Annotated in this window: 15 protein-coding genes; 12 read left to right on the plus strand and 3 right to left on the minus strand. The window is 71.4% G+C overall.

The annotated features are described in order from the left end of the window. Positions 1-2: 2 nt before the first annotated feature. The 6 genes from KK483_RS32270 (at position 3) to KK483_RS32295 (ending at position 5,274) form a co-directional block, all read left to right on the plus strand. Entirely contained in the window at positions 3-785 is a 783-nt protein-coding gene (locus KK483_RS32270) for a TetR/AcrR family transcriptional regulator (RefSeq protein WP_262008746.1), read from the plus strand. A 475-nt stretch (positions 786-1,260) separates the two neighbouring features. Next, positions 1,261-3,165 carry a sensor histidine kinase KdpD gene (locus KK483_RS32275; RefSeq protein ID WP_262008747.1) on the plus strand — a complete coding sequence of 635 codons (1,905 nt, stop codon included), beginning with the start codon at positions 1,261-1,263 and terminating at the stop codon, positions 3,163-3,165. 7 nt (positions 3,166-3,172) lie between these two features. Further along, positions 3,173-3,607, plus strand: a complete 435-nt coding sequence (locus KK483_RS32280; protein WP_242331240.1) for a roadblock/LC7 domain-containing protein — start codon at positions 3,173-3,175, stop codon at positions 3,605-3,607. Between the two features lie 2 nt (positions 3,608-3,609). Then, entirely contained in the window at positions 3,610-3,981 is a 372-nt protein-coding gene (locus tag KK483_RS32285) for a DUF742 domain-containing protein (protein ID WP_262008748.1), read from the plus strand. Next, positions 3,959-4,702 (plus strand): ATP/GTP-binding protein, encoded by a 744-nt coding sequence (locus tag KK483_RS32290; RefSeq protein ID WP_262008749.1) that lies wholly within the window; start codon positions 3,959-3,961, stop codon positions 4,700-4,702. Before KK483_RS32285 ends, KK483_RS32290 begins: the two co-directional genes overlap by 23 nt. Continuing rightward, the gene (locus tag KK483_RS32295; RefSeq protein WP_262008750.1) at positions 4,699-5,274 is read left to right on the plus strand and encodes a GAF domain-containing protein; all 576 of its coding nucleotides are present in this window, start codon (positions 4,699-4,701) and stop codon (positions 5,272-5,274) included. Before KK483_RS32290 ends, KK483_RS32295 begins: the two co-directional genes overlap by 4 nt. 128 nt (positions 5,275-5,402) lie before the next feature. On the opposite strand, the gene KK483_RS32300 is transcribed toward KK483_RS32295, so the two are convergent. Together KK483_RS32300 and KK483_RS32305 are read right to left on the minus strand one after the other, a co-directional pair. Then, entirely contained in the window at positions 5,403-6,599 is a 1,197-nt protein-coding gene (locus KK483_RS32300; RefSeq protein WP_262008751.1) for an acyl-CoA dehydrogenase family protein, read from the minus strand. Positions 6,600-7,153: 554 nt separating this feature from the next. Then, the gene (locus KK483_RS32305) at positions 7,154-8,248 is read right to left on the minus strand and encodes a LacI family DNA-binding transcriptional regulator (protein WP_262008752.1); all 1,095 of its coding nucleotides are present in this window, start codon (positions 8,246-8,248) and stop codon (positions 7,154-7,156) included. 180 nt (positions 8,249-8,428) lie between these two features. Here KK483_RS32305 and KK483_RS32310 point away from each other — a divergent pair, with 180 nt between their 5' ends. From KK483_RS32310 to KK483_RS32335, 6 genes are all read left to right on the plus strand, one after another. Beyond that, a complete protein-coding gene (locus KK483_RS32310; protein ID WP_262008753.1) occupies positions 8,429-9,292 on the plus strand; it encodes an ABC transporter permease in 864 nt (287 codons plus the stop codon). A 186-nt stretch (positions 9,293-9,478) separates the two neighbouring features. Then, entirely contained in the window at positions 9,479-10,498 is a 1,020-nt protein-coding gene (locus KK483_RS32315) for an ABC transporter substrate-binding protein (RefSeq protein ID WP_262008754.1), read from the plus strand. Then, positions 10,495-11,337 (plus strand): ABC transporter ATP-binding protein, encoded by an 843-nt coding sequence (locus tag KK483_RS32320; protein ID WP_262008755.1) that lies wholly within the window; start codon positions 10,495-10,497, stop codon positions 11,335-11,337. Before KK483_RS32315 ends, KK483_RS32320 begins: the two co-directional genes overlap by 4 nt. Positions 11,338-11,403: 66 nt before the next feature. Continuing rightward, positions 11,404-12,000, plus strand: coding sequence for a helix-turn-helix domain-containing protein (locus tag KK483_RS32325; RefSeq protein ID WP_262008756.1), 597 nt, complete (start codon positions 11,404-11,406; stop codon positions 11,998-12,000). Beyond that, positions 11,997-12,554, plus strand: a complete 558-nt coding sequence (locus KK483_RS32330) for an N-acetyltransferase (RefSeq protein ID WP_262008757.1) — start codon at positions 11,997-11,999, stop codon at positions 12,552-12,554. The genes KK483_RS32325 and KK483_RS32330 overlap by 4 nt, the downstream gene beginning before the upstream one ends. Before the next feature lie 155 nt (positions 12,555-12,709). After that, positions 12,710-13,084 carry a VOC family protein gene (locus tag KK483_RS32335; protein ID WP_262008758.1) on the plus strand — a complete coding sequence of 125 codons (375 nt, stop codon included), beginning with the start codon at positions 12,710-12,712 and terminating at the stop codon, positions 13,082-13,084. Between the two features lie 207 nt (positions 13,085-13,291). Here the strand turns inward: KK483_RS32335 and KK483_RS32340 are convergent, their stop codons facing one another. After that, complete coding sequence (locus tag KK483_RS32340; RefSeq protein WP_262008759.1) at positions 13,292-14,182, minus strand: sugar phosphate isomerase/epimerase; 891 nt, start codon at positions 14,180-14,182, stop codon at positions 13,292-13,294. Between the last annotated feature and the right edge of the window lie 146 nt (positions 14,183-14,328).

The raw sequence follows: 14,328 nt of genomic DNA on the forward strand, positions 1-14,328 counted from the left end.
GGGTGAGTGCCCGGGAACGGCTGCTGCGGGCCGCCGCGGAGCTGCTCGCGCACGAAGGCCGGGAAGCGGTGTCCACGCGTGCGGTGAGCGCCGCCGCCGGCATGCAGCCACCGACCATCTACCGGCTGTTCGGTGACAAGGAAGGGCTGCTCGACGCTGTCGCGTCCTACGGGTTCCGGGGCTACCTCGCCGACAAGCAGGCCCTCGGCGAGACCGACGACCCCGTCGACGACCTGCGCCGCAGCTGGGACCTGCACGTGGAGTTCGGCCTGTCGATGCCGGCCTTCTACACCCTGATGTACGGCGAGGCGCGTGAGAAGCAGTCACCGGCCGGCCAGGAGGCCGTCGCCCTCCTCCGCCGGCGGATCGCCCGGGTGGCGCACGCGGGGCGGCTGCGCATGAGCGTGGACCGGGCCGTCCAGCTGATGCACGCCAGCGGTGTCGGTGTCGTCCTGTCGCTCATCGCCACCCCGCCCCAAGAACGGGACCCTGGGCTGTCGGCCACCGCCCGGGAACAGGTGCTGCGCACCATCACCACCGACGGCGCGGGCGAGCCCGCGGTGCCCGACGGCCTCGCCGGCCGGGCCGTAGCCCTGCGCGAGACGCTCCGCGGCCGCGACACCGCCGCGCTCAGCCCCGCCGAGCGGGGGCTGCTGGCCGAGTGGCTCGACCGCCTGGCAGACGCGCCCGCGGAGTCCTCGGAACGTACGGAGCCCCGTGACCGGGAAGCCCGTGGCCGTACGGAACCCCGTGACGGTACGGAACCTCCCGCGGCAGGGGCGTGACCGTCTCACGGGACGGGCGCAGGGAAGGCTGGTCGTGCGACCACGGTGGGGTGGTGCGCCGCGGTCCCGCACCCATGCCCGTGACCCATGCCGTACTCATGCCCGCACCCGTGCCCGTACTCATGCCCGCACCGGCGCCCGCCGCCCGGGCCCGCGCCCGCGCGTGCGCCCGTACGCGCCATCGCGGCCGCCCCGCCTCGGATGGCCTCGACGGCCTGAGTACGCTCCCCGCCTCGGCGTTCGTATTCGCGCTGCCGTACGAGCCCTCATACCAGAGCGGGACGCTCTTCGGGCAAGTTTGTCAACTGCCCTCCGCACATGAACGGTTGACGACTACGGTGTGTTGTCGGTGATCACCGGCGGGCTCACCGGGATTCGGCGTGCCCTGCCGCTGAGCCGGAGCTGAACACCCGCAGTACGCCGATGAGTACACCGATCGGTACTCCGATTCCCGGGCCACGTACCAAGGACGCTGATGTCTCAACTTCGCGCACCCGCCGCGCGGCCGGACCGCCGCGAGGGCGGACGGCACGGCCGGCCAGGCTCCCGATCCGCCTCCGCCGCGGGAAAGCCGCAGACCACGCCGCCGACTCCGGAATCACGCATCCGCCCGCAACTGCTGCGCACCGCGGTGCTGCCCGCCGTCGTCGCCTCCATCAGCGGTGCCGCGGCGGTCCTCTTCACGATCCGCTCCACCGACGCGTCGCCGTCCGCGGCGCTGTGGGTCGCGCTCGTCGGCTCCGCGGCCCTCGCCGTCGCGGCCGTGGCGGCGGCGGCGCTCGGCGCCGACCGGACCGCAAGATCGGTGCTCGACCGGGCCCACGCCCTGCGTCGCTCCAGCGCGCGCGGACAGGCCGACCTGCGGGGCGTGGTCGAGGGACTGCGGCGCGGTGAGCGCCCGCAACCCCGCCGCGATGGGCAGCCCCCCGCCCCCGCCGGCGATGAGTTCGACCTGCTCGCCCATGAGTTGACACGGTCCTACGACGCCGCGGTCACCGCGGTCGTCCAGGCATCCCGGCTCTCCAGCAGCGTCGGCAACGAACAGAAGGTCGAGGTCTTCGTCAATCTCGCCCGACGGCTCCAGTCCCTGGTGCACCGGGAGATCCAGCTGCTCGACGAGCTGGAGAACGAGGTCGAGGACCCCGAGCTGCTCAAGGGCCTCTTCCACGTCGACCATCTCGCCACCCGTATCCGCCGGCACGCCGAGAACCTCGCGGTGCTCGGCGGCGCCATCTCCCGCCGGCAGTGGTCCAACCCGGTCACCATGACCGAGGTGCTTCGCTCGTCGATCGCCGAGGTGGAGCAGTACCCCCGGGTCAAGCTCGTGCCGCCGATCGACGGCACCCTGCGCGGTCACGCCGTCGCCGACGTCATCCACCTCCTCTCCGAACTGGTGGAGAACGCCACCCTGTTCTCCGCGCCGCACACCCAGGTCCTGCTGCGCGCCTCGCACGTCACGGCAGGACTCGCCGTCGAGGTCGAGGACCGGGGCCTCGGCATGCCGCTCACCGAGCAGCACAAGATGAACGCGCTGCTCGCCGACCCCGACCAGGTCAATGTGGCGCATCTGCTTCAGGACGGCCGCATCGGCCTGTTCGTGGTCTCCGCGCTGGCCCGGCGGCACGGCATCGCGGTCCGTCTCCAGTCCAACATCTACGGCGGTATCCAGGCCGTGCTCGTGCTTCCCCAGGGCCTCCTCGGGACCGACCACGCCGGCCGGCACGGCGGTGAACAGTCCGACCAGCAGCAGGCCGTTCCCCAGCCCGCGCCCCAGCCCACGCCCCAGGCCGTTCCCGCCGCAGCCCCCGCTCCCCCCGCAACCCAGCCGGCCGCCGTCGCCGCGGCCCACGCGTCCCCCGCGGCCGAGGTTACGCACGGCGGACACCAGCGCTCCCTGACGTACGTCACGACCGGGCCCGGCATTCCGCACCAGCCGCCGCCGGTGGACGCCATCGGCGGCGGCGCCGAAGTCCGCGCCGAAGTCCGCGCCGACGTCCGCGGCAATGGGCACGGGAACGGTCACGGTCACGGGCGGCTCCCGGTGCGCGGCGAGCACCCGGAGCGCTCCAACCCGGCCGCCGCGACCCCCGGCGCCGCCCACGGCGACCCGGGGACCGCGATCCCGCAACCGCCGCACACCACCTCCGAAATCCCGGTCGTCCGTGGCACCATGGGCCGCCCCCAACTGCCCAAGCGGCGCGCCCAGGAGCATCTGGTGCCCCAGCTGCGCAACGATCCCGCCCCGCGCAGGACCGATGAGCAGACGCTGCACGACCCCGGCCTGATGGCGGCCTTCCAGCGGGGCATCGGCCTCGCGGAGGCGCAGAGCCCGGCCGGCGCACACGAACCGCTCCAACAGGACGACACCCACAAGGAGTAGATGCACCATGACGAGCGATGTGCCGAACGGCCATTCCTCGGATCTCGACTGGCTGCTCAGCGGTCTGGTCCAGCGGGTGCCTTACACCCGCAACGCGGTTCTGCTCTCCTCCGACGGCCTGGTGAAATCCGTGCACGGCCTCGACACGGACAGCGCCGACCACATGGCCGCGCTCGCGTCGGGCCTGTACTCCCTGGGCCGCAGCGCCGGTGCCCGGTTCGGCGACGGCGGTGAGGTCCGCCAGGTCGTCGTCGAACTCGACTCCACGCTGCTGTTCGTCTCGACCGCCGGCTCCGGCACCTGTCTCGCCGTGCTCGCAGGACGCGAGGCCGATGCCGCCGTCCTCGGCTACGAGATGGCGATGCTGGTCAAGAGCGTACGGCCGTACCTGATCACCCCGGCCAGACAGCCGGCCGGGGCGCCGAGCGCCACGGGGCACTGATCGTGCCGGCGTCGCAGGACGGGCCCTGGCTCGACGACGCGGCAGGCCGTCTCATCCGCCCGTACACGGTGAGCGGCGGCCGCACCCGCCCTACGGCCGCACTCGATCTGCTCTCTCTGGTGATGGCGACCGGCAGCGTCCCGCAGACGCATCTGGGGCCGGAGCACGCGCTGGCGCTCGGTCTGTGCGACGGCCCGACGTCGGTGGCGGAGATCTCGGCGCACTTACGGCTCCCGGCGGTCGTCACCAAAGTGCTCCTCTCCGATCTCGTGGACTGCGGGGCGGTCACGGCGCGGGCGCCCCGCTTCCAGGAGACCCCTACCGATCGTTCCTTGCTGGAGGCAGTCCTCGATGGCCTACGACGACGGCTCTGAACCCCGCCACGGCTCTGAACCCCGCCACGGCTCTGAACCCCGCCACGGCTCCGAACCCCGCCACGGCTCCGAACCCCGCCACGGTTCCGAACCCCGGGTCCCCGCACCGCGCGACGACCCCGGCGGTTTCGCCGCCGACCCCTTCCCCACCGCACTCAAGATCCTCGTGGCGGGCGGCTTCGGGGTCGGCAAGACGACGTTCGTGGGCGCGGTCAGCGAGATCGAGCCACTCAGCACCGAGGAGCTGCTGACGACGGTCAGCGCGACGACCGACAGCCTCGAAGGCGTCGAGTCCAAGACCACCACCACCGTCGCCATGGACTTCGGCCGCATCACCCTCGACGACCGCAACGTGCTCTACCTCTTCGGCACGCCCGGCCAGGAACGTTTCTGGTTCATGTGGGACGAGCTCTCCGAGGGTGCGCTCGGTGCGGTCGTCCTCGCCGACACCCGTCGGCTGGAGGACTCCTTCTCCGCCGTGGACTTCTTCGAGCGGCGCGGCATCGGATTCGTCGTCGCCGTCAACGAGTTCGACGGCGCCTACCGGTACGAGCCGGAGGAGGTGCGCGCAGCGATCGACCTCAAGCCCGAGGTGCCGGTCGTCCTGTGCGACGCCCGCATAGCCAGCTCCGGGATCCGGACCCTGGTCACCCTCGTCCAGCACCTGCTGACCACCACCCCGGCACCGGCAGCGGCGCCGAGCTACGGAGCGCTCTCATGACGTACGACCCGACCGGACACCTGCTGCTCACCCCCGTCGACCGCGAGGCGCCCACGCGCGTGCGCAGGCTGCGTGAACTGGGCCTGGGCGAGCGGCCCGAGCCTGCCTTCGACGAGTTCGCGCACCGCCTCGCGGAGGTGACCCGGGCCCCGTACTCGATGGTCAACTTCATCGACGAGAACCGGCAGTTCTTCGCCGGGCTGCACACGCCGTCGGGTACGCACTCGGGCAGCGACCTGGGCGCGGCGACGGCGGCCGTGGGCGGTGACGTCAGCCGCTTCATGGCCCGTGACCACGGCTACTGCCCGCACGTGGTGGTACGACGCAAGGCGCTGGTCCTGGAGGACGTCTGCGACTACCCGCGGTTCGCCGGCAATCCGGTCGTCGACGAGATCGGCATCCGCTCCTATCTGGGGGCGCCGCTCATCGACCGCACGGGCATCGCGCTCGGCACCATCTGTGTGGTGGACACCGAGCCCAGGCCGTGGGGGCGGGCGGGTCTGGAGACCATCAAGTCGCTCGCTGCGGAGCTGGTGGAGCAGATCCACCGCCGCGAGGACGGAGGGCTGTGACGCACAACCGCGGGCCCGTGACGACCGGGTCCCCCGCAGTCGCAGTGCAACGCCTCCGGAGAGCCATCGGCCTCCGGAGGCGTCACCTGTCGTAAGGGCACCGCGTCACTCAAGGGCGCACGCCCCCTTCAGTACGCGGGTTCCAGCTGTGTCAGCTCGGAGAGCCGCTCCGACCACTGGCCCTTCCCCGTCCCCAGCGCCACCTCGGCCAGCCGCAGCAGCTGGATGTCGGAGGTTCCGGCGGGGGCGAAGATGTGGTGCGCGTCGCGCAGATACCGTTCGATCGGGCGGTCGGTGAACAGGCCGGCCGCCGCGTGGATCTCCATCGCGTTGCGCGCGGAGTCGAGCGCCGTCTCGACGTTCACGAGCTTGGCGTTCATCAGCTCGGCGTCGCAGGCCATCCCCTCGTCCAGCAGATGCACCGCATGGTAGGCGGTGAGCCGGGCCGTCATCAGCCGCGACTGCAGCTGGCCCAGCTTCAGCTTGACGGAGGGGAGTTCGTGCAGCGGCTTGCCGTAGCGCCGGCGCTCGGCGCAGAACCTGGTGGTCTCCTCCAGGATCGCCCGGTGGATGCCGAGCGAGACGGCGGTCAGGTTGGCCCGTCCGTACAGGACGCTGGAGGAGTACGCGACCGCGAGGCCGCCGCCCTCCTCGCCGAGGCGATTGCCCGCCGGGACACGGCAGTTGTCGAAGATCAGCTCACCGAAGCTGAACCCGTGCAGGCCCATCGTCGGCTTCTGCTCGCCGATATGGAAGCCGGGACGGCCGTTCTCGACGAGGAACGCGGTGAGACCGCCCGAGCCCTCTCCGGTGCGCACGACGACCCCGTGCAGATCGCCGACGTGACTGTTGCCGACGTACACCTTGCGGCCGTTGAGGATGTAGTCGTCTCCGTCGCGTACGGCGGTGGCGCTCATGCCCAGTACATGCCCGCCCGACTCGGCTTCGGTGACCGCGATCGTCGGGAGGCAGTCCCCGGCGGCGATCGCCGGGAGCCAGGTCTTCTTCTGCTCTTCGCTTCCGTAGTGGACGATCTTGGCGACGCCCAGCTGGGAGGCCTGGACCATGGCTCCCATGGCGCCGCTCACGCGCGACAGTTCCTCGATGATGATGGTCTTGGCGAGATGACCGGCGCCCATCCCGCCGTGCGCCTTGCTGATCGTCGCTCCGAGCCAGCCCTGCCCGGCGATCAGCCGGGACAGCTCGCGGTGGACCGTGCGGGCCGCCTCCATGGCGGGAACCCGCGGGCGGACCTCACTCTCCGCGAAGTGCCGGACCTGGTCCCGGAGCTGATGATGCAGTCGACTGGCGAAGTACCCGTCCATCGCGAGCCCTCCTCTGCGAATCGCCTGCTCGTTCATGTGTTCGAGCAGGTGGTGCATCGGCGTGGTCCCGTCCCGTTCAGGCCGACCACCTCATGGTCTTGATCGTTTACGGGTGGTTCAACGTCGTTCCCAACTTTGGCCGAAATGTGGTCCGTTGACGTTTGATTGAAATTGTGTGTTGTGTGGTAGCGGCCCGATCTGTCTTCTTCGTAGGGTGTGCCATCGGTGCAACTTTCTGCCACATGCCAACGGCAAAGGTTTCGTGGGCATATGGCACCGAGGGACAGCTTCCGGTGCCTGACGTGGGCGGTGGTGCGCAGGTGACACCCCACAGGGTCCCGTACGCCCCACAGGCACCGCCGGACCCGGCGGGGGCGGCGCCCGCGCACGGGTGCGCCACCCGGCGCGCGCTTCCGCCGGGGGCGCCGCCGCGCGGTCACGCCCGCCGCTCCAGCACGTCCACGGCGAGCCGGCGCACCACCGACTCGTCCACCTCTGGGTGGGCAGGGCGACCGCGAAGGTCTGGACACGGTCGACCTTCAGGGAGGTGACGGTCATCGGCGGGGCCTTTCCGAGGGGAGGGTGGAGCCGGGGCGGTCCCCGGGCGGTGCGGTGCTGGCGCGCAGGACGACCTCGCCGTCGACGCGCAGCACGCGCGAGCGCCGGCCGGAGGGCTCTCGCAGCGCGAGAGTCATGACGTCCTGGCCCATCGCGGTGAGCGGCAGGGCGACGGTGGTGAGCGGCGGTGTCAGCTCCCGGACGAGCGGGATGTCGTCGAAGCCCGCGAGCGAGACGTCCTCGGGCACCCGTACCCCCGCCTCCCGGAACGCGGCGAGCGCGCCGACGGCCATCACATCGGTCACGGCGAAGACGCACGTGGGGCGGGAGTACGGATCCGGGGTGCGCGCCAGCAGTTCGCACGCCGCCGCGTGTCCGCCCTCGCGGGTGAAGGCGCCGGGCACGACGGACCCCGGACGCAGGGTCACCCCGCCCCGCGCGAGGCCGTCGCGGAAGCCGGCCAGCCGGTCGGAGACAGTGGTGAGCTGCGGCGGGCCGCTGAGCACCGCGAACTCCCGGTGCCCCAGGGCGAGCAGGGCCTGCGCGAGCGCGGCGGCCCCCGTACGGTTCTCCGGCAGTACGGCGTCCGCACGCAGGCTGCGGTGGCGGCTGACGACGGCGACCCGGCCCCCGGCCCGTACGTAGGGATCGAGCTCGGCGGCCAGCGCACGCTCCCAGGCGCGATCCTGGAACCCGGACCCGATGAGCAGGATCGCCCGGGCCCGCTGGGCGCGCAGCACGGAGACGTACGCGATCTCGCGCTCCGGCTCGCGGAAGGTGCTGGCGAGCATGGTGAGCACGCCCTGCTCCGCAGCGGCCCGCATCACTCCGGCCGCGATGGCGGAGAAGTACGGGTCGCCGACGTCATGGCAGATGACGCCCACGGTGTTGGTGGCGGCACCGGCGAGCGCCTGGGCGTGGGCGTTGGGGATGTACCCGAGCAAGTCGGCGGCCTCGCGCACCCGTTGGCGCAGCTCCTCGCGGACCCGGGCGGTGCCGTTGAGCGCCCTGGACGCCGTCGCGAGGGACACGCCCGCCCGGCGGGCGACGGTGTCCAGGGTGACGTGCGCGTGGGCTTGCCGTTCACTCAACCCGACCTCCCGGAAACTTCGGGACGACCTATTGACCGTGCGTGCAGGGAGTCATTAGCGTGGCGACACCTTAGCAGAAAGCGCTTTCTGAAAGCGCTTGTACGGAAGACATGCGGAAAGGCATGCGGAAGACATGCGAACAGGTCTTCGTAACTGCCCCGGACCACCGAGGAGTTCACCGTGACCCAGAGCGTCATTCCGGCACCCGCCGCGGAGGCGACGGGGGTTGCCGAACGGAGCGCGCCGCCCGCGGGGGAGCGGCTCGCCCGTGCCGTCGAGCAGAGCTGGCGGCCGTTCGCACTGCTGCTGGCCTGCTTCGCCACCTGGTGGGCGGTGGCCGCGGCCGGGCTCGTGGAGCCGTACCTCGTGCCCTCGCCCGGCGCGACCCTGGACGTCCTCCTGGAGAAGACCGACTACGTCTGGCACCACACCTGGGTGACGACGTACGAAACGCTCATCGGCTTCGTCATCGCCACCGCCGTCGGGGTGTTCGCGGCCGTCGTCATGGTCTACTCGACGACCGTCGAGAAAACGCTCTATCCGATCCTGCTCTTCGCCCAGGTGGTCCCGAAGATCGCGATCGCGCCGCTGTTCGTCGTCTGGCTGGGCTTCGGCATCGCGCCGAAGATCCTGATCGCGGTGCTGATCGCCTTCTTCCCCGTGGTGATCTCGATGGTCACCGGCCTCAAGGCGGTCGACCCCGAGATGCTCCAGCTCTCGGCCACGATGGGCGCGGGGCCCTGGCAGACCTTCGCCAAGATCCGCTTCCCCGCCTCGCTCCCGCATCTCTTCGCCGGCCTCAAGGTCGCCGTCACCCTCGCCGTCACCGGCGCCGTCGTCGGTGAGTTCGTCGGCGCCAACGAGGGCCTCGGCTATGTGATCCTCCAGGCCAACGGCAACCTCGACACCCCGATGCTCTTCGCGGGGCTGCTCGTCATGTCCCTCATCGGCGTCGTCCTCTTCGTCCTCGTCGAGGTCGCCGAGAAGCTGCTGCTGCCGTGGCACGCCAGCCGCCGCGGGGGCGATGTCACCACCGGCTACTGACCACCGGCTACCGACCACCGGGACCCGGTGCATCCGGACCTGGTCCACCGGGACCCGGTCCGCCGGGACCTGGTCCACCGGGACCCGGTCCACCCGGACCTGCTTCACCGGGACCTGCTCCACCGGGACCGTCCGCCCGGACCCGAACCGACCCGACTCTTCGACCCGTTCCGAGAGGGCCAGCCCATGACTGCGCGCAGACTCCTGATCGGCCTCGTACCGTTGCTCCTGGTCGCCACGGCCTGCGGCGAGGACGACGCGGGGACCACGACCAGTGACTCCGGCAAGAAGCTCGACAAGGTGACGCTGACGCTCAACTGGTATCCGTACGGCGAACACGCGCCGTTCTACTACGGCAAGCAGCAGAAGATCTTCGAGAAGCACGGCATCGATCTGACGATCAACGCCGGGCAGGGCTCCCAGAAGACCGTCCAGGCGACCGGCGCGGGCCAGACCGACTTCGGCTGGGCCGACACCCCCGCCGTGCTCGCCGGCATCGACCAGGGCGTCAAGGTCAAGAGCCTCGGGGTCTTCCTCCAGACGACCCCGTCGTCCGTGCAGTTCTTCGACTCCGCGGGCATCAAGGCCCCCGCCGATCTCAAGGGCAAGACGATCGCCGGAACCGCCGGCGACGCTCTCTCCAAGACCTTCCCGATCTTCCTGGAGAAGAACGGCCTGAGCGAGACCGACGTCAAGGTCCAGAACACCGACCCCGCGGGGAAGATCGCCGCCGTGATCTCCGGCCAGACGGACGGACTGCTCGGCTACGCCAGCGACCAGGGCCCGACCATGCAGAACAAGGCGAAGAAGACCGTCTCGTACCTCCGTTTCTCGGAGCACGGGCTCAACTTCTACTCCAACGGCCTGATCGCCGGTCAGAAGACCCTCGCCGGACGGGCGGACGTCGCCAAGCGGATGGTCCAGGCGGTGAGCGAGTCCTGGGCCGCGGCCGAGAAGGCGCCGGACCCGGCCGTCGCCGCGATGGACGGCGCCTCGGAGCAGCTGCCGCCGAAGGAGGTCCTCGCCGAGCAGTTCAGGACGACGCTGACCCTGCTGCACACCGAGGCGACCCAGGGCAAGGCGCCCGGCGTCAACACCGAGGCGGACTGGCAGCAGACCATCGACGTCTTCGCCGAGGCGGGCATGGTCAAGAGCCCCAAGGCCGTGTCGGAGTACTGGGACAGTGCCACCGCGCTGAAGGGATGACGATGGCCAGGGACACGACGCTGCGCAAGGCGCACCGGACGGGGGTCGGTGCGGCGGACGCGAGGGGCCCGGCGGTGGTCGGGCTGGAGGACGTCGCCGTGCGCTTCCGCAGCAAGCGCCGCGACGTCACCGCGCTGAGCGATGTCACCCTCGATGTCGCCATGGGCGAGTTCGTGGCGATCGTCGGACCGTCCGGCTGTGGGAAGTCGACCCTGCTCAAGCTGGTCGCCGGACTGCTGAAGCCGTCGGCCGGGGAGGTCAGGCTGGGCGGCGAGACGGTGAACGGGCCGCGCCACGACATCGGTTACGTCTTCCAGCGCGCCGCGCTCCTGGAGTGGCGCTCGGCCCGGCGCAACATCCTCATCCAGGCCGAGATGCGCCGGCTGCCGGGGGACCGGGCGCGTGCCCGCGCCGACGAGCTCATCGCGATGACCGGGCTCAGCGGTTTCGAGGACGCCTACCCGCACGAGCTGTCCGGCGGTATGCAGCAGCGCGTCGCGCTCTGCCGCGCGCTGCTGCACGAGCCTCCGGTGCTGCTGATGGACGAGCCGTTCGGCGCGCTGGACGCGCTTACGCGCGAGCAGATGAACATGGAGCTCAACCGGATCTGGCGGGAGACCGGCACGACCGTGCTGCTGGTCACCCACTCCATCTCGGAGGCGGTCTACCTGGCCGACCGGGTGGTGGTGATGAGCCCGCGTCCCGGCACCATCACCGAGATCATCGACGTCGGTCTGCCCGCCGAGCGCGACTACACCGAGACCCTGGGCAGGCCCGAGTTCCGCGAGGCCACCGGCCACATCAGGGAGCTGCTGGGGGCCGCGTCGGCGCACGACTGACGCCGGAGCCGGCCGGAACCGGACCATCGCGCCCGGGCGTCCCGGAACCGGGATAGCATCCCGAATATGAGAGGAACTGATGAGGAGGCCGGGAACGACGGGGAGCGCGACCCCGTCGACACCCGGCTGGCCGGCCGGCTCGCCGAGCTGAGGGCCGAGCGCGGCTGGTCCCTGGACGAGCTGTCCCGGCGCAGCGGCGTCAGCCGCTCCACCCTGTCGCGCTCCGAGCGGGGCGAGATCAGCCCCACCACCGCCCTCCTGGGCAAGCTGTGCGCCGTCTACGGCCGGACCATGTCGCACCTGCTCAGCGAGGTCGAGGGGGAGCCCGCCCAGGTCGTGCGCGCCGCCGGCCAGAGCGTCTGGACGGACGACGCCGCCGGCTTCGTCCGCCGTTCGGTCTCCCCGCCGCACGCCGGGCTGCGCGCCGAGGTCGTCGAGGCACGGCTCGCGGCCGGCGCGGACGTCTCGTACGAACGGCCTCCCGTGCCCGGCATGGAGCAGCACATCTGGGTGCTGGACGGCACACTCGTCCTCACCGTCGGCGACCGGACCCATGAGCTGCGCGCCGGGGACTGCGTGCGCTTCCGGCTCTGGGGGCCGACACGCTTCCGCTGCCCGGGCCCGGACCCCGTCCGCTACGCCGTGGTGGTGGTGCTGCCATGACACCCGGACCCGATGACACCGTGGACCGGGTGCCCGCCGCCGAACTGGGCTCCGTGGTACCGCACTTGGCCGAGCTGCTCGTCGACGCGGTCGACGGCGGCGCGTCGGTGGGCTTCCTCGCACCGCTCTCCGGCGCCGCGGCCGAGGACTGGTGGCGCTCCCAGGCGCCCGCGCTCGCCGACGGCAGCCGCGCCCTGTGGACGGCCCGCAGCGCGGGACGGATCACCGGCACCGTCGGCCTCGGCTTCGCCTCGTACCCCAACGGCCGCCACCGCGCCGAGATCGTCAAGCTGCTCGTCCACCGCGACGCCCGCGGCCGCGGCCTCGGCCGGGCGCTCCTCACGACCGCGGAGCGCGCCGCGGCCGAGGCCGGAGCCACCCTGCTGCACCTCGACACCGAGACGGGCAGCCCGGCCGAGCGGCTGTACCGCTCGGCCGGGTGGACGGCGGCCGGGACGATCCCCGACTACGCCGCCGACCCGGCCGGCGTGCTGCGCCCGACGACGCTCTACTACAAGAGCCTGACGCCACCGGGCCACCAACTTGGGTTCTAACCTTCGCATCACCGCGTTGTTGCTCCATGTGCTGCGAGTTCTTCGGGGGTACCTACGAAGGCGGGACCGCAACCTGCTGGCAGGTGCTGAACCACCATGGCGATGGCCCCCTCCAGCTGTAGATCGTGATCAGGCGTCGTGAGACGCTGCCCTTCATGATTGCCGAGCTGCAGTGTGTGGTGTTGGACTGTGCCGATGTCGTTGAGTTGTCCCGGTTCTACCAGTCGCTTCTCGGCGGCGTAGTGAACCAGCCGGATCCGCGGTGGTCGCTCGGCGATGGCTGGGCGACGCTCCACACCGACGGGCTCGTGCTGGCCTTCCAGCGGGTGGAGGACCATCAGCCACCACGATGGCGGGACCCCGCTCGGCCCCAGCAGTTCCACCTCGATCTGAGTGTCACGGACCTGGACCGAGCTCAGGAAGACGTCCTCGATCTGGGCGCCTCACTGCTCGATGAGGGGGACGGAAAGCGGAGTTGGCGCATCTTCGCGGATCCGGCAGGGCACCCGTTCTGCCTCGTCCGGGACTGACAGCCTGGCGCGCTACGTTCGGCAAGTCCTCCGCCGTAGCCCTTCGGGTACGGGAAGTGCCCCACGCCGCGGTGTCGGAGTCAGCCATTCGAGCGCGTCCGGTACGAGGATGATCCTCCGCCGCGCGATGGCACGCACCGCACGCCATGCGCCGCCGCGCCGGATCCTCGCCCTGCGGGCGGACGCCGCCCGCCCGCAGGGCGCGGCTCAGTAGCGCAGTCGCGACAGATACGTGTAGCTGTTCAGCGCCGTCGCGAACGGATCGGTCGGCGAGTCGTGTTCGACGAGCCACTGCCGTACGCCCCCGCTCCTCGCCGTGTCGAACATCGCGGCGAAGTCGAGGACCCCGGAGCCCACGTCGGCGAAGCCGCCGTCCGGCGCCCTGTCCTTCACGTGGAGCGCGGGGAAGCGGCGCGGGTGGCGTACGAACAGACTCCGGGGATCGGCGCCGCCGTCGGCCGCCCAGTACACGTCCAGCTCGAAGCCGACCAGTTCGGGGTCGGTCTCGGTGAGCAGGATCTCGAACAGGTTCTCACCGTCCACGACGGCGTGGTCGCTGCCGTGGTTGTGGAAGAGCAGCGGCCCCAGACCGGCCTCCCGCGCGGCCTCGCCCACCCGGTTGAACTCCCGCGCCGCCTCCCGGAACCCGGCCGGCGTGTGCATCGCACCGGGCAGGCTCGGCACGACGGCCCACCGGGCCCCGAGCGTGTGGATGTCCTCCAGGGCCCCCGGAAGACCGGCCCCGGTCAGCGTCGTGTAGGCGACGTGCTCCAGGACCGCCTTGAGCCGGGTCTCGTCGAGCATCCGGCGGATGGCGGCCGCCGAGTTGCCGTGCCGACCGCTCACCCCGACCGTCGCGTAACCGATCTCGGCGAGCCGGGCGAGCGTGCCCTTGAAATCCGTGGCCAGCGGCGTGCGCATGGTGTAGAGGTGCATGCCGAGGCCGGACGGTGGGATGCGCCGCCGTCCGCAGCTCTCACCGGCGTGTGCGGTCCCGCCGAGCCCGCCAGTCAGCCCGCCCGTCAGCCCGCCCGTCAGCCCCGCCGTCGCGGCGAGCCCGAGCGCCGTTCCGAGGAACGTCCGTCGTGTGCCGTCCATGACTTGTCTCCTTCTCTGCAGCCGGTTCTCTGCAGCCCAGTTCGTCTCCAGGGCGTTAGCGGGCGTCGAGGGTCGACCGTGCTCGGTCCTCGTCCCTCGGGACCTCTGCGCGTCCTCCCTCTCGACGCCCGCGCGCCCCTTCGGCG

It is taken from the genome of Streptomyces sp. FIT100 (assembly GCF_024584805.1).
GTDB lineage: Bacteria > Actinomycetota > Actinomycetes > Streptomycetales > Streptomycetaceae > Streptomyces.